General features: G+C 70.7%; 18 protein-coding genes and 1 pseudogene. 4 read left to right on the top strand and 15 right to left on the bottom strand.

The genetic code is table 11. The features are described 5' to 3' along the window. The 4 genes and pseudogenes from ACFYL6_RS06360 to ACFYL6_RS06345 all read right to left on the bottom strand — a co-directional run. Positions 1-246: pseudogene (locus ACFYL6_RS06360) on the bottom strand (hypothetical protein); the annotation flags it as partial. A 106-nt stretch (positions 247-352) separates the two neighbouring features. Then, positions 353-520 (bottom strand): hypothetical protein, encoded by a 168-nt coding sequence (locus tag ACFYL6_RS06355; protein WP_387168212.1) that lies wholly within the window; start codon positions 518-520, stop codon positions 353-355. 201 nt (positions 521-721) lie between these two features. Continuing rightward, the gene (locus tag ACFYL6_RS06350; protein WP_238662330.1) at positions 722-1,561 is read right to left on the bottom strand and encodes a DUF4081 domain-containing GNAT family N-acetyltransferase; all 840 of its coding nucleotides are present in this window, start codon (positions 1,559-1,561) and stop codon (positions 722-724) included. After that, a complete protein-coding gene (locus ACFYL6_RS06345; protein ID WP_387168209.1) occupies positions 1,491-2,831 on the bottom strand; it encodes an MFS transporter in 1,341 nt (446 codons plus the stop codon). The genes ACFYL6_RS06350 and ACFYL6_RS06345 overlap by 71 nt, the downstream gene beginning before the upstream one ends. 112 nt (positions 2,832-2,943) lie before the next feature. Between ACFYL6_RS06345 and ACFYL6_RS06340 the strand changes: the two genes are divergently transcribed. Next, complete coding sequence (locus ACFYL6_RS06340) at positions 2,944-3,537, top strand: PadR family transcriptional regulator (RefSeq protein ID WP_387168207.1); 594 nt, start codon at positions 2,944-2,946, stop codon at positions 3,535-3,537. 257 nt (positions 3,538-3,794) lie between these two features. Here the strand turns inward: ACFYL6_RS06340 and ispG are convergent, their stop codons facing one another. The 6 genes from ispG to ACFYL6_RS06310 form a co-directional block, all read right to left on the bottom strand. Then, positions 3,795-4,967 carry a flavodoxin-dependent (E)-4-hydroxy-3-methylbut-2-enyl-diphosphate synthase gene (gene ispG / locus ACFYL6_RS06335; RefSeq protein WP_387168204.1) on the bottom strand — a complete coding sequence of 391 codons (1,173 nt, stop codon included), beginning with the start codon at positions 4,965-4,967 and terminating at the stop codon, positions 3,795-3,797. Positions 4,968-4,976: 9 nt separating this feature from the next. Further along, complete coding sequence (locus ACFYL6_RS06330; RefSeq protein ID WP_387168201.1) at positions 4,977-6,227, bottom strand: M50 family metallopeptidase; 1,251 nt, start codon at positions 6,225-6,227, stop codon at positions 4,977-4,979. Then, positions 6,227-7,438, bottom strand: a complete 1,212-nt coding sequence (dxr, locus tag ACFYL6_RS06325) for a 1-deoxy-D-xylulose-5-phosphate reductoisomerase (RefSeq protein WP_387168198.1) — start codon at positions 7,436-7,438, stop codon at positions 6,227-6,229. Before dxr ends, ACFYL6_RS06330 begins: the two co-directional genes overlap by 1 nt. A gap of 150 nt (positions 7,439-7,588) precedes the next feature. Next, positions 7,589-8,209 (bottom strand): Uma2 family endonuclease, encoded by a 621-nt coding sequence (locus ACFYL6_RS06320; RefSeq protein ID WP_387168195.1) that lies wholly within the window; start codon positions 8,207-8,209, stop codon positions 7,589-7,591. Positions 8,210-8,565: 356 nt separating this feature from the next. Continuing rightward, positions 8,566-12,534 (bottom strand): CARDB domain-containing protein, encoded by a 3,969-nt coding sequence (locus tag ACFYL6_RS06315; protein ID WP_387168192.1) that lies wholly within the window; start codon positions 12,532-12,534, stop codon positions 8,566-8,568. 451 nt (positions 12,535-12,985) lie between these two features. Next, positions 12,986-13,537 carry a GNAT family N-acetyltransferase gene (locus ACFYL6_RS06310; RefSeq protein ID WP_387168189.1) on the bottom strand — a complete coding sequence of 184 codons (552 nt, stop codon included), beginning with the start codon at positions 13,535-13,537 and terminating at the stop codon, positions 12,986-12,988. Between the two features lie 51 nt (positions 13,538-13,588). Here ACFYL6_RS06310 and ACFYL6_RS06305 point away from each other — a divergent pair, with 51 nt between their 5' ends. Then, positions 13,589-14,431: a YhjD/YihY/BrkB family envelope integrity protein gene (locus ACFYL6_RS06305; protein ID WP_387168186.1), complete on the top strand. Its 843-nt coding sequence runs from the start codon at positions 13,589-13,591 to the stop codon at positions 14,429-14,431. A 144-nt stretch (positions 14,432-14,575) separates the two neighbouring features. Then, positions 14,576-16,171: a phytoene desaturase family protein gene (locus ACFYL6_RS06300; RefSeq protein WP_387168183.1), complete on the top strand. Its 1,596-nt coding sequence runs from the start codon at positions 14,576-14,578 to the stop codon at positions 16,169-16,171. Here ACFYL6_RS06300 and ACFYL6_RS06295 read toward each other — a convergent pair. Together ACFYL6_RS06295 and ACFYL6_RS06290 are read right to left on the bottom strand one after the other, a co-directional pair. Further along, positions 16,160-16,849 (bottom strand): TMEM175 family protein, encoded by a 690-nt coding sequence (locus tag ACFYL6_RS06295; RefSeq protein ID WP_387168180.1) that lies wholly within the window; start codon positions 16,847-16,849, stop codon positions 16,160-16,162. The genes ACFYL6_RS06300 and ACFYL6_RS06295 overlap by 12 nt on opposite strands. 5 nt (positions 16,850-16,854) lie before the next feature. After that, positions 16,855-18,435 carry a Rieske 2Fe-2S domain-containing protein gene (locus ACFYL6_RS06290; RefSeq protein ID WP_387168177.1) on the bottom strand — a complete coding sequence of 527 codons (1,581 nt, stop codon included), beginning with the start codon at positions 18,433-18,435 and terminating at the stop codon, positions 16,855-16,857. Between the two features lie 198 nt (positions 18,436-18,633). Here ACFYL6_RS06290 and ACFYL6_RS06285 point away from each other — a divergent pair, with 198 nt between their 5' ends. Next, complete coding sequence (locus ACFYL6_RS06285) at positions 18,634-18,855, top strand: DUF2631 domain-containing protein (protein WP_036391268.1); 222 nt, start codon at positions 18,634-18,636, stop codon at positions 18,853-18,855. Positions 18,856-18,940: 85 nt separating this feature from the next. On the opposite strand, the gene ACFYL6_RS06280 is transcribed toward ACFYL6_RS06285, so the two are convergent. The 3 genes from ACFYL6_RS06280 to ACFYL6_RS06270 all read right to left on the bottom strand — a co-directional run bounded on the left by ACFYL6_RS06280 (position 18,941) and on the right by ACFYL6_RS06270 (position 22,816). Next, entirely contained in the window at positions 18,941-20,116 is a 1,176-nt protein-coding gene (locus tag ACFYL6_RS06280) for a DivIVA domain-containing protein (protein WP_387168174.1), read from the bottom strand. Between the two features lie 31 nt (positions 20,117-20,147). After that, complete coding sequence (gene rlmN, locus ACFYL6_RS06275) at positions 20,148-21,305, bottom strand: 23S rRNA (adenine(2503)-C(2))-methyltransferase RlmN (protein WP_387168171.1); 1,158 nt, start codon at positions 21,303-21,305, stop codon at positions 20,148-20,150. A gap of 104 nt (positions 21,306-21,409) precedes the next feature. Then, complete coding sequence (locus tag ACFYL6_RS06270; RefSeq protein ID WP_387168168.1) at positions 21,410-22,816, bottom strand: phosphatidate cytidylyltransferase; 1,407 nt, start codon at positions 22,814-22,816, stop codon at positions 21,410-21,412. Positions 22,817-23,103: the final 287 nt, after the last annotated feature.

Genomic DNA, 23,103 nt, shown 5'->3' with positions numbered 1-23,103 from the left:
GCGGATGAAGTCGGCCCCGTTGTCCAGGCCGAGTTCGGCGCGCAGTTTGCAGATCCAGGCGTCCAGGTCCGGTGGCGTCGTCCGCGGACTGCTGCGCGGTCGCCGGGACCGCTCATGCCATTCGCCCACGTCCCGGATCCGCGCCTGATGCCGGTACACGGTACGAACCGACACACCATGCTCGCGCGCGAAATCGGCCGCGTTGATCCGCACCCCAGCAGCCAACTGCGCATCGAGCAGGTTCATGACATGCCGCCGAGAAGCCATGCCAGGCACCATCTACCAGCACACCCAAGATCCCAACCAACTGACACATGTATCGGGACTTCAACACTGACAGATGTCATGGGACTCAATAGTTCGCGCAGAACGGAAACTGTCCAAGATCTGCGAGCGGATGCCGGTTGGTCGACGCCATCCGCCTGGGCCGGGACAGTTCGGCATGCCCAGCCCCGCAGCGCAGCCGGATCTGGCGTTGCCCGCCAACCGACACGTCGAGCACGTAGCGCAACGCGCCCACGGCGCCCTCGCCAGCAGCCAGCGGCCAAGCGGCCAGTAGCCAAGCCGCCAAGGGGCCAGCCGCCAGCCGCCAGCAGCCAAGCGGCCAAGGGGCCAAGGGGCCAAGGGGCCAGCCGCCAGCCACCCGCCGCCCGCCAGCAGCCAAGCGGCCAAGCGGCCTGAACCAGGGGGATCCACCGCAGGCGCACCCGCAGCCAACCCGTCAGAAGAGGACCGTGGCCAGGGTGCCGATCGGTTGGAAGCCGCAGCGCTCGTAGACGCGGCGGGCCGGGAGGTTGAAATCGTTGACGTACAGGCTGACGGTGGGGGCGACCCGCAGCAGGGCGTCGCGGACCACGGCTGCCATGGCGGCGGTGGCGATTCCGCGGCCTCGCCACTCGGGTGCCACCCAGACGCCCTGGATCTGCGCCGTCCGCTTGGTCACCACGGCCAGCTCGGCCTTGAAGACGACCTTGCCGTCGACGACGCGGGCGTACGCGCGACCGGTCCGGACCAGGTCGTTGACTCGCCGACGGTAGCTGCGTCCGCCGTCCTCGGCCAGCGGGGAGACGCCGACCTCTTCGGTGTACATGGCCACCGCCGCCGGGAAGAGCCGGTCGACCTCGCCGGAGCGAACCTGGCGTACCTCCGGGTCGGCCGGTACGGGTGGCAGCGTGTCGGTGACCAGCAGTGGCTGGTTGGGGCGGACGTCTCGTGCTGGCCCCCACGTGTCGGAGAGGCGGTCCCACAGCCCGAGGACGGCGTCGGCCCGGCCGACGATGGAGGAGCAGAGCCGTTCCTCGCCGGCGAGCAGGTCGGCGAAGGCAGCCACCGCGGCGTCGCTGGCCAGCACCGGGGTGAGGTTGCCGCCGAGCCAGCAGAGTGATTCGAGGTTGCGGCGGGCCCCGTACCCCAGGATTCTGCCCTCGGCCCGCCACCAGGAGAGTCCGCGCGCGGCGATCCGCTCGGCGACCTGCGCGCCCGCGAACGGGTCATGGTCGAGCAGTCGCTCGACCGCGCGGCGCTCCGATTCCCCCAGTTGGCGTACCGGCACCGTCAGCACGACTATCAGCCTGCCAGATCGACCCCCCGCTCCGCCGGTCGAGTGCCGAGGCCGGTCCCGGTTCTGCGGGCCCACTGATCGGCCGGGTCCGCCCGGCCCAGCGGACGACCGGGGACACCAGGGCTCCGAGCAGGAGAAACAGGGCACCGAGCACGAGCCAGCCCGGTACGCCCCAGCCGAGCGCGAGGGTGGTCACCACCACCGGCGCGAGCATCTTGCCCAGTTCGTAGCCCATGCCGTATGTCCCCTGGTACTGCCCCTGGGCGTCCGCTGGCGCCAGCCCGAAGGAGATCCCCCAGCCGGCGGCGGAGTGCCACAGCTCCCCGGTGACGTGCGCGACCGCCCCGAGGCCGAGCAGGCCCACCGCGCCGGCGGTGGGCAGCGCGCCGCTGGCGGCGAAGAGTACGCAGGCCAGGGCGATGGCGACGCCCGCTCGGCGGGCGGCGCGGGCGGCTCCGGGCAGGGTGACGGCGGTACGCGCGGCGCGTACCTGAAGGAGCACCACCAGCACGGTGTTGACCAACGTCAACGCGGAGATCATCCAGATGGGGGCCCGGGTGTGGCCGGCGATCCACAGCGGCAGGGCGATGGTGAGCAGACTGAAGTGCATCGACATCAGCCCGTCGACCAGGGTGAAGGCGAGGAACGGGCGGTCCCGTAGGGCGACCAGCCGAGGGCCCTGCGCCGGTGCGGCGACGGGGGCGACGGCGGGCAGCCGGAGGAGGACCACCGCCGCGGCCAGTGACGCCACGGCGGCGGCCAGGATCAGCGCGACGTACCCGGTTCGGGTGTCGGCGGCGATGGCGAAGCCGCCGAGGACGGCGCCGACGGAGATCCCGACGTTGGTGGTGGCTCGCAGGTAGGCGCGGGTGCGGACCCGTTGGTCGGCCGGGATCGCTCCGGCGATCAGCGCGCCGCGGGCGCCGCGCTCGACCGCGTCGGCGAGCGCGGTGGCCGCCCCCACCAGCACGAACGTGGGGAACGACCGGACGGCGATCAGGCCGACGGTCAGGGTGCCGGCGGCGAACAGCGCGCCGACCTGCACGCCGCGCGGGCCGACGCGGTCGGCCAGGTAGCCGCTCGGGGTGCTGGCCAGCACGCCGACCAGGGCCGAGATGGTCAGGCCGATGCCCACCTGGGTCGCCGACAGGCCGACCGACCGGGTGAGGAAGAGCGCGCTGGCGACGAGCCAGAGGCCCCGCCCGACGGTCTTGACCAGGGTGCCGACAGTGAGGACCCGGGCCGGGCCCGGTGGGGGTAGCAGGCGCATGACCGGCACCCTAACAAGACGTACGTACGGTTTGGTAAATCGGGGTTGTCAGCGATGCATTGCCGATATATCGTTGATGCATCAGCGATAGTCCTACGAGAGGAAGAACCCGATGAGGTTCCACCGACAGCACCACCCGATGCACGAGGCCCGGATGCGGGGCTTCGGCTTCCCGCCGGTCCCGCCCGGTCCGCACGGTCATGGCCACGAGCACGGACACGGCGGCCCCTGGGGCGGCCGGGGCCGTGGACGGGGTCGGGGCCGACGCCCCAACGTCCGAGCCTCCGTGTTGGCCCTGCTGACCGAGCGGCCGATGCACGGCTACGAGATGATCCAGGAGATCGACTCCCGCACCGGCGGTGCGTGGCGGCCGAGCCCGGGCTCGATCTACCCCACCCTCCAGCTATTGGAGGACGAGGGCGTGATCGTCGCCAGCACCGAGGAGTCCGGTGGTGGGCGGAAGCGGTTCACCGTCACCGAGGCCGGTCAGGCGGAGGCCACCGAGGCCGCGCAGACCCCGCCGTGGGCGGACGTCGCCCAGGGCTCGGTGAGCAGTTGGCACGACATCCGCGACTCTGGCGCGCAGGCGATGAACGCGCTGCGTCAGGTGATGATGAACGGCACCGACGACCAGCGCGAGCGGGCCGCCCAGGTGCTCGACGAGACCCGGCGCAAGCTGTACGCGATCCTCGCCGAATCCGAGTGACGCCGGCCTGCACCACAGCGCCAGGCCGGACCAGCGCACGAGCACCGCAGCGCCAGCCGCACCAACGAACGAGCACCACAGCGCCAGGCCACACCAGCGCACGAGCACCCCAGCGCCAGGCTGCACCACCGCACGAGCACCACAGCGCCAGGCCGCACCACGGCACCACGAGCGGCACAGCGCGAAGATGCAAGATCCGCACAAACACACAGCGGCCGTTCCCCGCACGGGGAACGGCCGCTGTTTTACCTGGAAGATCAGTGCACGGTGACGGTCGGGCCGGTGACCAGCCCGCGCAGCTCCTCGGGGAGCTCGGCGCCCATCTCGTCGGCGATCCGCAGCGCCTCCTCGATAAGCGTCTCGACGATCTGCGCCTCGGGCACCGTCTTGACGACCTGTCCCTTGACGAAGATCTGGCCCTTGCCGTTGCCGGAGGCGACGCCGAGGTCGGCCTCCCGGGCCTCGCCCGGACCGTTCACCACGCAGCCCATGACGGCGACGCGCAGCGGCACCGGCAGCCCTTCCAGGCCGGCGGTGACCTCCTCGGCGAGCTTGTAGACGTCCACCTGGGCCCGCCCGCAGGACGGGCACGAGACGATCTCCAGGCCCCGCTCGCGCAGGCCGAGGGACTCGAGGATCTGGTTGCCGACCTTGATCTCCTCGACCGGAGGTGCGGACAGCGACACCCGGATCGTGTCGCCGATCCCCTCGGCCAGCAGCGCGCCGAAGGCGACCGCCGACTTGATGGTGCCCTGGAACGCCGGCCCGGCCTCGGTGACGCCGAGGTGCAGCGGGTAGTCGCACTGCTCGGCGAGCTGCCGGTACGCCCGGATCATCACGACCGGGTCGTTGTGCTTGACCGAGATCTTGATGTCGCGGAAGCCGTGCTCCTCGAACAGCGAGCACTCCCACAGAGCCGACTCGACAAGCGCTTCGGCGGTGGCCTTGCCGTACTTGGCCAGGAGGCGCTTGTCCAACGAACCGGCGTTGACGCCGATCCGGATCGGCACCCCCGCCGCCCCCGCGGCCCGAGCGATCTCCTTGACCTTGTCGTCGAACTGCCGGATGTTGCCCGGGTTGACCCGGACCGCCGCGCAGCCGGCGTCGATCGCCGCGAAGACGTACTTGGGCTGGAAGTGGATGTCGGCGATCACCGGGATCTGCGACTTCTTGGCGATCGCGGGCAGCGCCTCGACGTCGTCCTGGGACGGCACCGCCACCCGGACGATCTGGCAGCCGGACGCGGTCAGCTCGGCGATCTGCTGAAGGGTCGCGTTGATGTCGGAGGTGAGGGTCGTGGTCATCGACTGCACGGACACCGGCGCACCACCACCGACCGGGACCGAACCGACCATGATCTGGCGGCTGGCCCGACGGGGAGCGAGCGGCGGAGGCGGCACGGCGGGCATACCGAGACTGATAGCGGTCACTTCAGGCACTCACCTTGAGAAGAGCGTGATCGGGTTGACGACGTCCGCGGCGATGGTCAGCAGCGTGAACGCGCCACCGATCAGGATCACCGCGTACGTGAAGGGCATCAGTTTGAGGTAGTCCACCCGGCCGGGGTCGGCCCGGCCGATCCGCGCGTAGACCCAGGAGCGGGCCCGTTCGAACCAGGCGATGGCGATGTGGCCGCCGTCCACCGGGAGCAGCGGCAGCAGGTTGAACACGCCGATGAAGAAGTTCAGCGACACGAAGAGCATGAAGAAGACCAGCCAGGCGTTGTTCTCCACGGCCTCCCCGCCGAGTCGGCTGGCGCCGACCACGCTGATCGGGGTGTCGACGTCCCGCTCGCCGCCGGTGAGGGCGGTCCACAGGGCGGGGACCTTCTGCGGGAGACGCTGGAGCGCCTGGGCGGTGCCGACGGCCAGTTGACCTGTGAAGTCGGCGGTGGCGCCGAGAGCGCCGACCGGGCCGTACGTCACGCGGGTGGGCGTGCTGGGGACGAGCCCGACGCCGAGCGCGGCCACCGGCCCGGCGGCGCCGTTGGGGTCGTTCAGCGGCGGACGCTGGGTCTGCGCGAGGACCGTGCTGGTGGTGCCCGGCTGCCCGTCGCGGACGTACGCGATCTGCGCGGTGTCGCCCGGCTTGAGCCCGCGCAGCGTGGTGAGCAGGTCGCCGTAGGAGTTGATCGGGGTGCCGTTGACCGAGGTGATCCGGTCCCCGTTGCGCAGTTGCGCCTGGGCGGCCGGGCTGGCCGCGTCGGCGGGGGTGCACGCCCGCACCGCGTTCTCCGGAACCACGCAATCACTGAGCTGGATGACGGCGGGCTCCTGGCGGGCCTGCGCGTCGGTGGTCGGGAAGTCGGGGTTGGGCAGGCCGGCGGAGACGGCGAGGATCCAGATCGTGACCAGGGCGAGCGCGAAGTGCGTGATCGACCCGGCGGCCATCACGATCGTCCGCTTCCAGACCGGGTAGCGCCACATCACCCGCGACTCGTCGCCCGGCTCGACGTCGTCGTCCTGCGGCGTCATCCCGACGATCTTGCAGAAGCCGCCGAGGGGGATGCCCTTGACGCCGTACTCGGTCTCACCCCGCTTGAACGACCAGATGGTGGGGCCGAAGCCGACGAAGTACTTGGTGACCTTCATCCCGAACATCTTGGCGGTCAGCAGGTGCCCCGCCTCGTGCAGACTCACCGAGATGAGAATGGCCAGGGCGAAGAGGACCACCCCGAGCAGGTACGACATCAAGCTCCTTCCACCGAACCCGCGATGATCTCCTGCGCGTGCGCGCGTGCCCACGACTCGGCCGCGAGCACGTCCTCGACGGTACCTGGTTCGTCGAAGTCCGGAGCCTCGTCCAACACTCGCCCGAGGGTGTCGACGATGCCGAGGAACGGCAGCCGGCCCGCCACGAACGCGGCCACGCACTCCTCGTTCGCCGCGTTGTAGATCGCCGGCCGGCAGCGCCCGGTCTCCCCGGCGGCCTTGGCCAGGGCGACGGCTGGGAACGCCTCGTCGTCGAGCGGCGCGAACTCCCAGGTGTGCGCGGCCGTCCAGTCGACGGCGGTGGCGGCCTCGGGCACCCGGTCCGGCCAGCCCATGCCGAGCGCGATCGGCAGCCGCATGTCCGGTGGGCTGGCCTGGGCGATCGTCGATCCGTCGACGAACTCGACCATCGAGTGGATCACCGACTGCGGGTGCACCATCACGGTGATGTCGGCGTAGGGCACGTCGAACAGCTCGTGCGCCTCGATCACCTCCAGCGCCTTGTTGACCATGGTGGCGGAGTTGATCGTGACGACCGGCCCCATGGTCCAGGTCGGGTGGGCGAGCGCCTGCTCGGGTGTGACCTGCGTCAACTCGTCGCGCCGCCGACCCCGGAACGGGCCGCCGCTGGCCGTGACGATCAGCCGGCGTACCTCACCGCGCGTCCCGGAGCGCAGGCACTGCGCCAGCGCCGAGTGCTCCGAGTCGACCGGGACGATCTGCCCCGGCCGCGTCACCGCGGCCTTGACCAGCGGGCCGCCGGCCACGAGCGACTCCTTGTTGGCCAACGCGAGAGTACGACCACCGCGCAGCGCGGCCAGCGTAGGAGCGAGGCCCAGCGAGCCGACCACCCCGTTGAGCACGATGTCGCACGGCCACTGGGCCAGCTCGGTCATCGCGTCCGGGCCGGCCACGATCTTGGGAAGCTTGAAGTCACCGGTGGCCCACCCGCGCCGGCTCGCCTCGGCGTAGAACGCGAGTTGCAGGTCCTGCGCGGCGGACGCCTTGGCCACCCCGACCGCCTCGACGCCCAGTTCGAGGGCCTGCGCGGCGAGCAGCTCGACGTTGCCGCCGCCGGCGCCCACGGCGACCACTCGGAACCGGTCCGGGTTACGCCGGACGATGTCGATCGCCTGGGTGCCGATCGAGCCAGTGGACCCGAGTAGTACGAGGTCGCGGGGGGAAGTCACCCGGCCATTCTTCCCCACTGCCGCTGTACGCCCGCTGGGAGCCTCAGCCCTCCCCCTCCGACGCTTCCGCCGATCATGATCAACTCGGGTTCAAGGAAATCGGGGCCTCCCCGGCACCCGGATACCCCGACTTCAACAAAACCGTGTCGATCAGGCCATGCCGTCAGCCGAGCCGCTGGTGGTCGCGCCCGGCGGCCCCTCTTCGTCGAGCAGCTCGACCGGGTCGATGGCGAATTCGAACGGCTCCCGCATTGCGAAGGTGCTCCCTGCCGCAGCGGCGGCCAACGGCCGGTACTCCCCGTCGACCAGCCCCAACAGTGCGATGGTCGGCACCCGGTTGCGCAGGTCCACCCGGAGGAAGAACGGCACCCCGACAGCGGCGTACTCCCGGGGCCGGTCAATTACGTCCTTTCGCCGACTACCCGGCGAAACGATCTCCCCCAACAACACCGCGTGCCCGATGTTCATCGCCGCTCGCCCTCCGCCGGGGACCTTCAGCACGGCGATGTCCGGGATGAACAGATCGTCATCCGAGACGACGTTCACCTCGTGATAGAGCCACAGCCCTGCCTGGCGTGCGGCCTGCTTCAGCAGGTAGCCGAGTTCCCGTTGAACCGTCCGCCGATCAAGGTCGGAACCCGGCGTGATCACGACGCATCCGCGCAGCACCTCCACCCGTGGACCGCTGCTCTCGGGCAGAAGGTCGAGCGCGGCGCCCGCCGTCCACGCATCGCTGCGGCGGCCCAACATTTCAAAGGACTTCGCGGGCACGTCGCAACAATGGCAGAGCCCGGCTCATGGCCAACGGACATGAGGTGTGGCTTGATCACTTGATGCTGAGTAGTTGCAAGGACCTTTGTCTGACTACTCAGCATCAGGTGACCTTCGCGGCGCTGCGCTCAGCTAGCTCGCTCGGCCATCTCAGCGTCATCGACTTCGGCGAGACCACGCTCAGCGAGGAGGACGCGCAGTTCTGCGTACCCGAGTGTTCTGTGACGGCCGGATCGACGGCGCCGGCCGCTGCCGGCGGCCTGACGCCCACGACGGGCCCTGCGCGGCAGTGCGCATTACGGAAGTCGGGGTGTCCGCAGCATCCGGACACCCCGACTTCACCTAAACCGCGTCGATCAGGGAGTGATGACGAACTGCGAGCCCGGCTGGATGACGATGTTGCCGTCGGCCGAGTTGGTGATGGTCACGTTGGTCAGGTTGGCGTTGCCGCGTGCGCCGCTCATCGCGAGGATGCCGGCACCGTTGACGGACCTGTCGATCCGCACGTTGGTGATGGCGACGTTCGGCATGTTGCCGCCACCGTTCTTGAACTGGATGCCGTCGTACGTGGAGTCGATGATGTCGGTGTCGCGGATGGTGACGCCGACGATGTCCCTGGTGGCCGGGAAGAGGGTGATGGCACCGAACTCCTGGTCCTCGTTCCAGAAGGCGCCGCCGGTGCGGTAGAGCCCGTTGTTGGCGATCAACGTCGTGCCGGAGAACGGCAGCGGGTCGTGGTCGGTCGCCAGCATGATGCCCGGGTAGTTGGCGGTGTCGTAGATCAGGTTGTTCTCGATCGAGTTGTCGTAGCCGCCGTAGATGGCGATGCCGTTCGCCCGCCAGGGCAGCTGGATGGTGTTGTTGACGAAGTGGTTGTCGTGGGCGATGTCGACGTTGCGGTCCTTGACGTACGGGTTGGCCCAGACCGCGAGCGCGTCGTCACCGGTGGTGCGGAAGGACGAGTTGAACACCCGCGAGTTGCGCGTGCCGTTGCTGAAGTTGATGCCGTCGGCGTAGGTGTTGCGGATCCGCATGCCGGTGAACTCCAGCCCGTCGGCCGGCCCCCACAGGTCGGGGATGTTGTCGTAGTCGCGGCCCACCCAGACGCCCACGTTGGCGTGCTCGATCCAGACGTTGCTGATCCGGGTGCCGGTGCCGAAGCGACCGTTGAGACCGACGCCGCCTTCGGCGTTGCCGTCACCGCCGCGGATCCGACCGGAGCCGAAGATGGCGATGTCGGAGATCTGGGTGTTCTTGTCGATGTCGAAGCCGAAGTTGCCCTCGTGGGGGTGGTTGATGCCGCCCACCACGTTCTGCGGCTCGGTCAGCGTGTAGAGCTGCGAGTGCCACATGCCGGCGCCCCGGATGGTGACGTTGCTGATGCCGACCTGGTTGTGCGTACCCCGGTTCAGCGGGTCGTCGGTCAGGATCTTCTGCTCCTGCCGCCACTGCCCGGCGGGGATCCAGACGCAGCTGATGACGCCGTTCTGGTCGTCGATCACCGCGCGCTGGATGGCGGCGGTGTCGTCGAGCCCGTCGTTCGGGACCGCGCCGTACGAGGTGATCGAGGTGCAACCGGCCGGCTGGCTCGCCGCCGGGGCCACCTGCTCCAGGTCGATCATGTCGATGACGTAGAAGGAGGCGGTGTCACCCGAGTCGCGCTGCAACTTGAACCGGGTGCCGGCCGGGTACGACTGCGCCAGCAGCGCGTTCGACTCGTCGAAGAGCCGTCGGGCGTCGGCCTGCGGGGTGTTGGTCAGCGCCTCCGGCCCGTCGGTGTTGCCGTAGAGCCAGCTGTGCTTCGACGACAGGGTCAACTTCCGGGAGAAGACGTCGTTGACGTAGAGGCTGATGGTCGCCTCGATGCCGCCGCCGCCCGGCGCGTCCGGGATGGAGTTACGCACCACGATGGAGTTCGCCTGGTTGGCCGAGGTGAACTCGACGAACTGGCCGGTGCTGGCGAGCCGTACCGACTTACGACCGGAGGACTCGCTGGCGAAGTTGGTGTGCCCGAAGGTGCGCAGCGGGTCGGCCTCCAACAGCGTGCCCTGGTAACGGCCGGCCTCCGCCTCGTAGGAGACGTACGGGACGGCAGCCCCACGGCCGACCACGATCGACTGGCTGAACGCGTTGTTGGTCTCGTTGGTCTCGGTGACCACGTTTGTGGCGTCGGCGGTGGCGGTGATGGTGGCGCCGCCGCTGGTGGCGGTCCAGCTACCGGTGACGGCCACGCTGACCGTCGCGCCGGCGGCGATCGAGGCGGTGTTGGTGTTGAGCGTGGTGCTGCCCGCCACCAGCCGCGTGACAGTGGTCGCGCCGGTCGCGGCGGTGCCGCGGTTGCGGACCGTCACGGTGAAGGTGACGGACGCCCCGACGGCCGGGTTCGGCGGGTTCGAGGCGATGCTGAGCACCTGGAGGTCGGGGCCCGGGGCCTGCGCCACCACCAGCGGCGACGCGGCCGTGAAGCTGTTGTTGCCGTTGTTCTGCTCGACGATCGTGTTCGCCGGGTCCACCACGGCCGAGACGGCGTAGCTGCCCATCGGGCGGGTACCGGCGTTGAACGACACAGTGGTCGAGGCGCCCGCGGCGAGCGCGCCCACCGAGGCGCTGCCGACGACCGCGCCGGCCAGGCTGAAGTTCACCGTGGTCGCACCGGCGGACGCCGAGCCGATGTTCTGCACCACGGCCGAGAGCGTGACCGGGGAGACCTCGCTGGGCGACGTGGGCGACCAGGTCACCGAGCTGACGACCAGGTCCGGGTTGGGCGCCGGGGTGCCGCACACCTCAAGCTCGGCGACCTGGCCGGACGGGGCACCGGTGTTGCCGGTGAACCGCAACTGCACGTCCGCGGTGGTCGCGCTGACCGGGATGGTCACCAGGTTGGTGCCCTGGACGAACTGGTAGGCCGCCGCCGACACCAGGCTGGTGTACGAGGACGACGCCTGGTCGCGGCCGAGGACCTGAATGGTCTGGGTACGGGTGCCCCAGGCCGGGTCCGGGTTGAGCTTCACGGTGACACCGGAGATGGAGTGGTTCGCGCCCAGCGCCACGGTCAGGTTCTGCGGGTAGCTCGCCGCGCCCTCCCAGTAGGTGGTGAGCTGCCCGTCGTTCGCCTTGTCGGGGGTGAAGCTGAAGGTGGAGCCGCTGGCGGTCACGCTCTTGCCCTGCGCCACGTTGGTGCAGGCCGGCGGGTTGCTGCCGGTCCGGGTGACGGTGTTGCTGTTGCCGGAGAGGTTGCCGGCGCCGTCGCGGCCGCGCACGTAGTACGAGACCGTCGCCGTCGCCGGTTGGGTGTCCTGATAGGTGAGGACGGTGCCCAGCGTCGCGATCAGGCTGCCGCCCCGGTAGACGTTGTAGCCGGCGAGCCCGCTGCCACCGGAGTCCGTGGAGGCCCCCCAGTTGAGCGTGATCGTGCTGCCCGACGTGCTGTGCGACAGCGTCCCCGGGACGCTCGGCGCGGTGGTGTCACCACTGCCGGTTCGGGTCACCGTGTTGCTGTTGCCGGAGAGGTTGCCCGCGGCGTCGCGCGCCCGGACGTAGTACGACACGGTCGCCGTGGCGGGCTGGGTGTCGTTGAAGGTGGTCACGTTGCCGACCGACTGGAGGAACGCGCCGTTGCGGTAGACGTCGTAGCCGGCGATGCCGCTGCCGCCCGCGTTGTCGGTCGACGCGACCCAGTTGAGGCTGATGGTGGTGCCCGACTGGGTGTACGAGAGGTTGCCCGGAACGCTCGGCGCGGTGGTGTCCGGGGTGGTGCCGCCGCTGCCGTACACCTCCAGCTCGGAGAGCTGCCCGGCCGGCCAGCCGCTGTTGGCGGTGATGGTGATCCGGACGTAGCGGGTGGAGGTCGAGCTGAAGTTGATCGTGACGGTGTTGCCGCTCGCCGGGTTGAAGGTGTACGTCTGCGACCCGACCAGGTCGGTGAAGGACGAACCGTTGGCGCTGCCCCGCACGCTCAGCGTCTGCGTCCGGGTCCCCCAACCGGAGGTGGGCAGCTTCAGCACGACCTGGTTGACGCTCTGCGACGAGCCGAGGTCGACCTGCACCCACTGCGGGAACGCGTTGTTGAGGCTCTCCCAGTAGCTGCCCGCGTTGCCGTCGACGACCTTCGACGAGTCGTAGACGTCGGCGTGGCCGCTCTCCTGGGTGGGACGGCCCTGGGCGAGGTTGGTGGCCGCCGGGGCGAAGCCGGCGCTCGGCGCGGCGGCCGGGGCGGTCGGGCGGGCGGCGGCGGCCGGGTTCGCGACGGCGGTCGCCCCGGCCGTGGCGATCAGCGCGGCGGCGGCCGTGGCCGCCACCATCCTGAACAGATTCGTTCGTCTCATCACTGTCCTTGTCGTCGGGGGACGGTTGCCGCGGTGGCTGTGACCACGGGGGTGGGGGTGCGGCGGTGCAGCGCCGGCCCGATGCGCGAGGGCCGGTGTGGAGAGAGACGGGTGGTACGGGCGGCGCGGGGGCACCGCTCGTCCCGGGAAACACCAGATGGGTACGACCATCAACGGGCCTCCCCAGGAGGCCCGTTGAATCTTCCGAGAGCATGCACAGAACCGTGCATACGTTTGTCAAAATCTTGCGCTACTTTGGCCAAAGGTTACTGACGTGCTACGGGAGCGTCAACACTTCGACCACCGTGACTATTGACGGACATGTCTGCCCTCACGGCCTCCGTCCACGCTGACCTGCCCACAATTTCGGGGAAGGTGCCACCTCCCGACGACTGGAGGCCACACCTTCCCCGAAGTTGCGCGGATCTTGCGTCAGGTCGTGCGGGAACGATCAGGCATCTGGCGCCGCCAGCACGAACGTCTCCAGCAGGTCCCCGCCGTACCAGTCGGTGCGCTGGCCCACATGGGTCATGCCCAGCCTCCGCGCGACCGCCATCGACGGCTCGTTGTCCGGCGACACGACCGCGTAGATCTCCCGGGTGCCGGCGGCGAACTCCCGGGTTACCGCCGCGCGGGCCGCCTCGGTGGCGTAGCCGTGACCCCACGCGTCCGGGTGCAGGTGCCAGCCCACCTCGATGTCGTCGGTCCGGCGCGACTCGTCGCGCCCCGGCAGCGGCTTGAGCAACAAGGTGCCCACCACCTGACCCGTCTCGCGTACCTCGATCGCCCAGGTGCCGTACCGGCCGCCGTCGGCGGCGTGCCGCTCCTGCCAGATCCGCAGCCGCTCGACGGCCTGGGCCGGGTTGGTCATTGGCAGACCCGACGCCACGCCCAGATGTCGGCTGATCTCGGGACGCGAGTAGATGTCGTAGATCCGGGCCAGGTCGGCCGGATCGTCGGTCCAGTCGCGCAGGATCAGGCGTTCGGTGGTGAGAACAGTCATGACCGGCGATCTTAAGGAGTGACGGCCCCGACGACAGGGAAGGAGGACCCGATGGGCAACGGATGGCAGCGCGCGAAACGGATCAGCAGTGCCGCGTTCCGTCCGGTGCGCGGACGGGACCTGTCGCTGCACGCCGCCGCGATCACCTTCTACGGGGCGATCGCCGTGGTGCCGGTCGCGCTGCTGGCGATCTGGCTCACCGCACTGGTGGCCGGGGCCGACCGGGTACGTCGACTCACCTCGTACGCCGTGGAGGCCCTGCCCACCGCGATCGGCGCGCCCCGGGCGGTGGAGGCGCTGGTCGACGCCGGGGTGGGGTTGACCCCGCTGCTGGCGCTTGCCTCCCTGCTGCCCGCCTCGCTGTACGGCGAGGGCCTGCGCCGGGCGTTCGTCTCGGTGGCCGCGCCCCGCTCCGACGAGCACCTGGTCGGCTGGCGGGGCCGACTCCTGCTGCTACCACTGCTCGCGCCGGCCCCCGCGCTGCTGCTGTCGATCCTGCTGGCCCTCCCGCTCACCACCCGCCTCGTACGCCAGGGCGGCTGGCTCGGTGCGCTCGGCGTGGTGCTGTCGTTCCTGGCGGTCTGGCTGGTGCTCACGCCGGTGCTGGTGTGGGTGTTCCGGGTCGTCGGGCCGGCCTCACCGGACTGGCTCTCCACCCTCGGGATCGGGTCGTTCACCGCGGCGAACCTCTCCGGCTTCCTGCACGGCTTCGTGCTCTTCGCCTCGCTCCCGCTGGACCTGGGAGTGCCCTTCGGCGGCTTCGACGACATCGGCGCCGGGGTGGCCGTACTCCTCTGGCTCTACCTGTTCCACGTGATCGTCCTGGCCGGCTACTCCGCCACCCTGGCCCTCTCCCGCTGGCGCGCCCAAACCACCCCCACCCCCACCCCCTAGCCGGTTGATCATGAAGTTATTGCCACTCTCCCCGGCGTGTCATGGCAATAACTTCATGATCACCGCAGGGCAGGGGGTGGGCGGGAGTGGGGCTGGGGGCGGAAGGGGTGACCGGGTCGGCGGGGCGGACTAGGCTGCCGCGGCATGAGCAGTGAGATTCCGGCCCGCGCCGACGTCGTGATCGTCGGTGCCGGGCACAACGGTCTGGTCTCCGCGGTCCTGCTGGCCCGGGCCGGCCTGGACGTCCTCGTGTTGGAGGCCGCCGACGTGATCGGCGGCGCGACCCGCACCGAGAACCCGTTCCCGAAGGTGCCGGGGCTGCGCCACTCCACCGGCTCGTACCTGCTCGGGCTGATGCCCCCGGAGCTGCTCGCCACGCTCGACGTACGGATCCCGGTGCTGCGCCGCGACCCGCACTACTTCCTCCCCACCCCGGGTGGCCTCGGCTCGCCGTACCTGCTGTTCGGCAGTGACACCGCCGCCACCCGGGCGCAGCTCACCGAGTTCTTCTCCCCCGCCGACGTGGCCGCCGACGATGCCATGCAGGCCGAACTGGCCGCGCTGCGCGAAGACCTCGCCCCGGCCTGGTTGGCCGAGCCGCTGAGCGTCCAGGAGACCGCCGAGCGGCACGTCCGCCCGGCGCTGCGCCAGGTCTTCGTCGACCTCGTGCGGGGCTCGGTCGCCGACTACCTCGCGCGGTTCGAGTTCCGCTCCGAGCTGCTGGTCAGCATGTACGCGGTCACCGACGGCCTGTCCGGGCTCAACGCCGGCCCGGACGACCCCGGCACCGGCCACAACTTCCTTGTACACAACATGTGCCGGCTGCCCGGCTCCGGTGGCACCTGGATGATCGCCGAGGGTGGGATGGGCACGGTCTCCCGGACGTTCGCCGAGGCCGCGCGCGCCGCCGGGGCGACGATCCTGACCGGTACGCCGGTGCACGCGGTGACAGTGGACGGCGGCGCGGCGAGCGGAGTCGTGTTGGCCGACGGTCGGGAGGTCGCCGCCCGGGTGGTGCTCGGCGCGTGTGACCCGTACCGGTTGATGGACCTGTTGCCCGACGGCGCGCTGCCGGCGCGGCTCGGCGAACGGATGGCGGCGGTCCGCCGGCCCGGCACCACGCTCAAGCTCAACCTGGCGCTCACCGGGCTGCCCCGGTTCTCCTGCCTGCCGGACGGTACGCCGAGCCCGTTCGGCTCGACCATCCACCTGCTGCCCGGGTCGGCGTCGCTGGTCGGCGAGGCCGCGGCCTCGCCGATGACCGCGCTGCGCGCGATGTGGGCGGACGTGCGGGCCGGCCTCCTGCCGGCGGAGCCCACCATCGAGTGGTACCTGCACACCACCGTCGACCCGTCGCTCTCCGACGCCGCCGGGCACCACTCGTCGGCGCTCTTCGTGCAGTCCGTCCCCTACCAGCTGGCCGGCACCACCTGGGACGCGGAACTGCCCGGCTACGTCGACCGGCTGATCGGGATCGTCGAGCGGTACGCCCCCGGCACCGCCGACCTGATCGCCGACGCGGTGCCGCTGCCCCCGCCCGGGATCGAGGAGCACTTCGGCATCACCGGCGGGCACATCCACCACGTGGACAACACCGTCTCGTTCACCGACCGGATGCCCTACGCCACAGGCGTCGACGGCGTGTACGCCGGCAGCGCCGGCTGCCACCCGGCCGGCAGCGTCATCGGCGCCGCCGGCCACAACGCCGCCCGCCGGATCCTCACCGACCTAGGCCGCTGACCCCTCCTCGGCCGCGCCCGCGGACGGCCGGAGGTCGCCCGGGCCCCCGATCAGGTAGAAGCCGACCAGCAGGAGGTACGCGCACAGGCTGAGGATGGGGTCGACGAAGACGAGGGCGAAGGCGACCAGGTAGAACAGCGGCTTCAGCCGTATCCTCCGGGCGATGGCGCCGGCCAGCCGAGGATCCAGGTCGGGGTGGAGCAGCCCGCGTCGGCGGGCCCACCACCAGGTCAGATTGACGAAGATCGCCTCACCGAGCACGGTGCCGACGTAGAGAGCGGCGGTCAGCCGCTGCTCGGTCGGGCTGCCGCGCAGATTGTCCGACAGCAGGTCGGCGGTGAACGGGATGGTGGCGATGAAGAGCAACACGAGCAGGTTGAGGACCAGGAGCATCTGGTCGACCCGGGCCACGTACCGCCACAGGTTGTGGTGGGCGAGCCACACCTGACCGGCGATCGCGAAAGTGATCACGTACGCCAGGTAGGACGGCCAGGCGTGGGCCAGGGCGTCCGGGAGCTCTCGCCCGCTCTCCCGGGCCGGACCGGTCTGGAGCAGCTCGACGGCCATCACCGTCAGCACGACCCCGAAGACCCCGTCGCTGAACGTCTCCACCCGGGCAGCGTCCCGGGTCTTCTCCCGGCCGCGCCCGTACCGGTACTCGCTCTCTCCCCCGGCCACCGGGGTCAGATCACGGCCTCGCCGGCCGGGGCGGGGGTCTCCGCGTCCACCCGGTGCGCGCGGACCTTGTGGCCCACGCTGGTGAGGCAGCGACCGCTGGGCAGGTCGAAGCGCCAACCGTGCAGCTGGCAGGTGAGCTGGTCACCGTCGACGATGCCGAAGCGGGTCAGGTCCGCCTTCAGGTGCGGGCAGCGCCGCTGCACCACCCAGTCGCCCAGCGTGATGTCCTCGGCGTCGGTGCTGCGTTCGTGCTCGTCGTACCAGCCCTCGGCGTACTGGAGCCGCTCCTCGGAGAGGCACTTGAAGAACGCGTAGACGAACTCGTTGTACTGGCCGATCCGGGCCGCCGAGAACCGGCAGGACAGGAAGAGCGAGTTGACCCAGTCCACCTCGTCGATGAAGAGCAGGTGCTCGATCAACGACCGCTCCATCCGGAAGCGGTAGCGCACCTTCTCTTCCGCGTACGGCCGGACCTCCTTGCCGGGGAAGTCCACCACGATCGACTCGACGCTCTCGCCGTCATAGCCCACCAGGTCGAAACGGACCGGGCCGCCGACCCCCTTGGCCAGGTAGATCGACTCGTCGAGCAGCGGCTCGATCCGGCGCTTCATCTCGCCGAGGACGTCCACCTCGGGGTGCCGCCAGGACGCCTTCTCCGCCTCGATGATCGGGCGCTTACGCTCCCGCATCTCCTCCAGGTGCGCGACCTTGTTCGCGAAGAACTCCTGCACCGGCACCGGGTGGGTGGTGCTCGCGCCCTCGGTGGTGACCTCGGCGACGCTGCCCGGCAGCAGCACGATCCCGTTGGTGCCGCCGACCTTGGCGTACTCCGACAGGAAGACGGACTGGTCGGGGAAGATGTTGCCCTCGTCGCCGTGAATGTCGTTGAACTGCCACAGGGCGTCGTCGAGGAAGCACGGCGGGCCAGCGATCGGGAAGACGTGCGACGCCTTCAGGTCGTCGATGTACCGCCAGGTCCGGTCGAACTGCCGGTCACGCTTCTGCTTGCCGAACGCGGTCTTCGCCGCCTGCGGCAGCTCGTAGACCATCGGGTACCAGATCGCACCGGAGAACTGGAGCAGGTGCGCGTGCACGTGCCCCAGCTCGGCGAAGACGCTCAGGTCGGTGGGGCGGGCGTCGTTCTGGTTGAGCAGCCGCACACCCTCGTACTCGACCCAGAGCGAGGAGTCGCCGATCGGCCCGTCGGTCGGGCTGGTCAACGCCTGAATCATGATCTTCAGGCCGCCGGGCAGCTCCACCACCTGCTCGTTGGGCGCCTTCAGGAACTTGGTGAAGCCCAGCGCCCGGAACTCGTCCTCCATCTCCGAGGTCGGAAACTCGGGGAGCAGGACCGTGGCGTCCTTCGAGACGAACTCCCGCAGGTGCTTCGCGTCGAAGTGGTCCCGGTGCAGGTGGGAGACGTACAGGTAGTCGACCTGCCCCAGGCTCTCCCAGTCCAGCAGAGAATTGTCCGGAAACGGAAACCACGACGCGAAGTAGGCCGGATTGACCCACGGGTCGCACAGGATGCTGCCCGCGGCCGTGTCGATCCGCATGCTGGCGTGCCCGGTTCCGGTCACTCGCACCGCACAGTCCCCCTCAAACAGACAATCAGGTGTACGCCAAACGCTACCGGAGCGAGTCTGACCGCCGCCCCGCGACGCCGGTAGTGCCGTCCAGCCCGGGTGGGCCAGGGCCGACGGCCAGGAAACCCCCACCCCACCGCGCCGCGTACGAGGCGTGCCAGACTAACCAAAGATCCGATCGCGAGGGAAGGACCGACAGTGGCAGGAAGCGAGCCGGTAACGTCGCCAGACCAGCACAAGCCCGGGCACCGCAAGGCCGGGCAGATCGGCGCCGTGCTGTCCGCACTGGCGCTGCTGGCGATGATCTGCGGCAACCACGAGGGCAGGGTCGAGGACATCTGGCTGATCGGCCTGGCCGCGCTGCTGCTGATCATCGTGATCGGCGACGTCGTGCTGCGCCGCAACGGTCTGCGCTCCTGACCCGACCCACCGCCGGACGACCGGCCGAGAACGCCGAGGGCCCGCCCCCACCCGGGGGACGGGCCCTCGTCCGTACGCGTCGGGGTCAGCGCCCGAAGAGAATGTCCTGCACGTCCTTGAGCGCGGCGTCGACCTCGGCCTCGAAGTAGCCGCCCGGCACCAGGCCGAACCGGAGCGTGTCCAGGTCCTTCGGGTCGACCGGCATCGGGTTACGACGCTGCATGCCACCGAGCAGGGTGTCGAAGAACCGGTCCACCTGGTCGGGGTCGTACCCACTGCCGAACCGGCGCACCTGGAAGCTACGGCGGATCTGGTCGACCCGGTACAGGTCACTCCCGGGCGGACCGGCCATCGGCGGGCCACCCATCGGGGGACCACCCATCGGCGGGCCACCCATCGGCGGGCCGGCCACCGCGGGCGGACCGGCCATCGGCGGACCACCCGTGCCCTGCTGCGGCAGCGGAGGCGGACCGGCCGGACCACGGCGCATGTCGCGCAGGTCCCGCTCCGGCATCCGGATCTCGGCCGTCATGTCGGCGCGACCGTGCCGGCCGGCCTCGAAGCCGTCGAAACGCGGCTCCTCCGGCGGCGGCGGATACCCGCCGGGCGCGCGCTGGTCGTCGGGGCCGTACCCGCCGCGCTGGTCATCCGGGCCGTACCCACCGGGTGAGCGCTGGTCGTCGGGGTGGCCGTACCCACTGGGACCGGCGGGCAGGCCGCGCTGCGGCATGCCGGGGCCCATCGGGCCAGGGCCCATCGGGCCACCAGGACCCATCGGGGGGCCGGCCGGGCCACGCGGCGCGTCGTAACCACCGCCGCGGGGGGCGTCGTACCCACCGGCGAAGGCGCCGGTCGGCTCGTCGTAGCGGCCGTAGGGCGGGCCGGCCTGCGCGGGCATCGGCCGAGGCGGCATCGGCTGCGGCACCATGCCCCGGTCGTCCCGCATCGGCGGACCCATCCGGTCCGGTGGGCCCATCCGGTCACCCATCCGGGGGTCGCCACCGCGCCCGGCGCTGTTGCGCTCCTCCAGCTCGGCCAGCTGCCGCTCGACCCGGTCCAGGTGCAGGTCGACCTGCCACTCGTCGTAGCCGTTGAAGCGGACCCGGAAGACGACGTCGTGAACCTCCTGGGAGGCCACCGGGGCGCCGACCTGTCGGCCGTCGAGCGTCGCCTCGACCCGGTCGAGGAAGGCATCCACCTCGTCAACCTTGTATCCCCGGCGGAGCGCCTTGCGCCGGAAACGCTGACCCTGACTCGCCACTATGTCTCCTGGTCTCGTTCGCCACGCCCGGTCACGCCGGTGCCTCTCCGGCGCGGTCGGTGTTGGTGTCGTTGTCCTCGGCGGCGGCGAGCTGGCCACACGCGCCGTCGATCTCGCGACCACGGGTGTCCCGAACTGTGGTGGACACCCCGGCGTCGCGCAACCGCCGGACGAACTCCCGCTCGACCGGCTTCGGGCTCGCGTCCCAGCGGCTGCCCGGCGTCGGATTGAGCGGAATGAGGTTCACGTGGGCCAATTTGCCGGCCAGCAGCCGCCCGAGCAGGTCGGCTCGCCACGGCTGGTCGTTCACGTCCTTGATCATCGCGTACTCGATCGACACGCGACGGCCCGTCCGGGCGGCGTAGTCCCACGCTGCGTCCAGCACCTCGGCTACCTTCCAGCGCTGGTTTACCGGCACGAGTTCGTCGCGCAGATCATCATCGGGCGCATGCAACGACAGCGCAAGGGTCACTGAGAGGTCTTCGCTGGCCAGTCGGTGGATGGCCGGAACCAGGCCGACCGTGGAAACGGTGATGTGCCGCTGGGACAGGCCGAGCCCCTCCGGAGCCGGGCTGACCAGCCGACGGATCGCCGCGATCACCCGGTTGTAGTTGGCCAGTGGCTCGCCCATGCCCATGAAGACGACCCGCGACAGCCTCGGCGGGGAGCCCGCGACCACGCCGGAGGCCGCCACCCCGGCCATGTACACCGCCTGGTCGACGATCTCGGCCGTCGACAGGTTGCGGGTCAGCCCGGCCTGGCCGGTCGCGCAGAACGGACAGGCCATGCCACAACCCGCCTGGCTGGAGATGCAGACGGTCACCCGATCCGGGTAGCCCATCAGCACGCTCTCCACCAGCGCACCGTCGTGCAGCCGCCAGAGCGCCTTGCGGGTCGCGCCGTCGTCGCAGGCCAACTCGCGCACCGGGTTGAGCAACGTCGGCAGCAACTGGTCGGCCAGCCGCTCCCGGGTCGCCGCGGGCAGATCGGTCATCTCCTGCGGGTCGCGGACCAACCGCCCGAAGTAGTGGTTGGAGATCTGCTTGGCGCGGAAGGCCGGCTCACCCAGCCCGGTGACCAACGCCTGGCGGCCGGACAGGTCCAGGTCAGCGAGGTGCTGAGGGGGCATCGAGGCCCGGCGCGCGGCGGGGGCGACCGAGATGGCGGGGATCAGGGGCAGGCTCGTCATGGCTGGTCCAGTGTGTCACGCCGTCGGCCGCGGGTGCCCGTCCGGAGGTGTCGAACGGGCCGCGACCACCGGAGCCGGATGACCGGGTCGCCGTGATCCATACCTCAGCTCACCACCGGCACGAAGACCGCCAACAGCAGGTAGGCCGTCGGCACCGCGAACAGGATCGAGTCGAGTCGGTCCATCAGACCGCCGTGGCCGGGCAGCAGGTTGCTCATGTCCTTCACACCGAGATCCCGCTTGATCATCGACTCGGCCAGGTCGCCGAGGACCGCCGCGCAGGAGACGGCCACCCCGAACAACGCACCCCACCAGGGGGCCACCTCGAACATCAGCCACAGCAGCAACGCGCTGCCCAGGGCCGCCGCGGTGACCGAGCCGGCGAAGCCCTCCCAGGACTTCTTCGGGCTGATCGACGGGGCCATCGGGTGACGGCCGAACGAGACGCCGGCCGCGTACCCACCGGTGTCGGAGAGGACCACCCCGATCAGCGTGGCCAGGATGCGCAGGGGCCCGTCGTCGGGGGCCGCCGCCAGCAGCGCCGCGAAACCGGCGAGGAACGGCACGTAGACGGCGATCAGGGTGGCCGCGGTGAGATCCCGCTGGAAGCCGGCCGGCCCGTCGCCCAACCGCCAGATCATGGTGCCCAGCACCGTGACCAGCAGCCCCAGGCTGAGCGCGTCCGGGCCGGCGAACCAGGCCAGACCCACTGTCAACACGCCACCGGCGATCAGCGGCACCAGCGGCGGGTGCGCGCCGCTGCGTCGAACCGCGCGGGCCATCTCCCAGATGCCGATGGCGACCGCGGCGGCGATCACCGGCAGGAACGCCAACGGGTAGACGACCAGCGGCACCACGATCAGCGCACCGAGGCCGAGCCCGACCCCGATCGCCGCGGGAAGGTTGCGCCCGGCCCGACCGCTGCCCACCTGCTGGGTGGCCGGTCGGTCGAGGCTGGCCCGACGCCGTCCCTTCGGCCGTCGACCGGTCGTCGGCGCCTCGTCCGGTGCCACCTCGGCCCGGACGGGCGCGAGCTGCTCGGTCGGGTACCCCGGGTCGTCGAGGCGGGCCGGACGACTCGGCTCGTCGAAGCCCCCGCGGTCCGGGCCGTCGTAACGGGGCGGACCGTCGCCCCCGGCGGGAGGCCGGTCCGGGTAGCGGTCACCGCGACCCCGGTCGTCGTACCGGTCGGGCTGGTTCCGGTCGTCCACGTGCCGGTCGCGGTCGTCGAAACGATCGTGCCGGTCGCGATCGTCGAAACGATCGTGCCGGTCGCGGTCGTCGAAGCGGTCGTCCGGGCGGACCGCGCGGCCACGCTCGTCGTACGGGTCCGCGGGGTACGGGTCGGCGTACGGCCGGGCGTGCGGGTCGGCGTACAGCTCAGGGCCGGCGGCCGGACGCCGGCTCCACTGGCCGGCCTCCAGCTCCTGCTCCGGCCAGGGCAGCGCCACCGGGCGCTCCGGCCGGTCCCAGCCGCGAGGCTCGCTGCCGTAGGGGTCGGGGTGGGACATCACGCACCGCGACGCGGCACGAGAACCACCACATGACGCAAGACCACAAGCATCCCCTACACGTGCGATGTTCCTCCGATTGACCGCCCCGACGGTCGGTCGATCCCCGGTGTTCACCACCCGGTGGCCGGGAATCCTGCCGAGCCTACTGCACACACCGGACCGGCACGGCGGACGAGGCACGCCGACGGACGTCACCCTCGCCGCCAGGCCGCCGGCCAGCGACGCACCCCCATTCGGTACGGCAGGCCGGAACCGCCCGACCAACATCGTCCTCAGGTCGCCTC

This window comes from Micromonospora sp. NPDC007208, from assembly GCF_042869175.1.
Classification (GTDB): Bacteria; Actinomycetota; Actinomycetes; order Mycobacteriales; family Micromonosporaceae; genus Micromonospora; species Micromonospora foliorum.
Note: the sequence above shows the minus strand (reverse complement) of the source record. Positions and strands in the feature narration are given on the sequence as shown.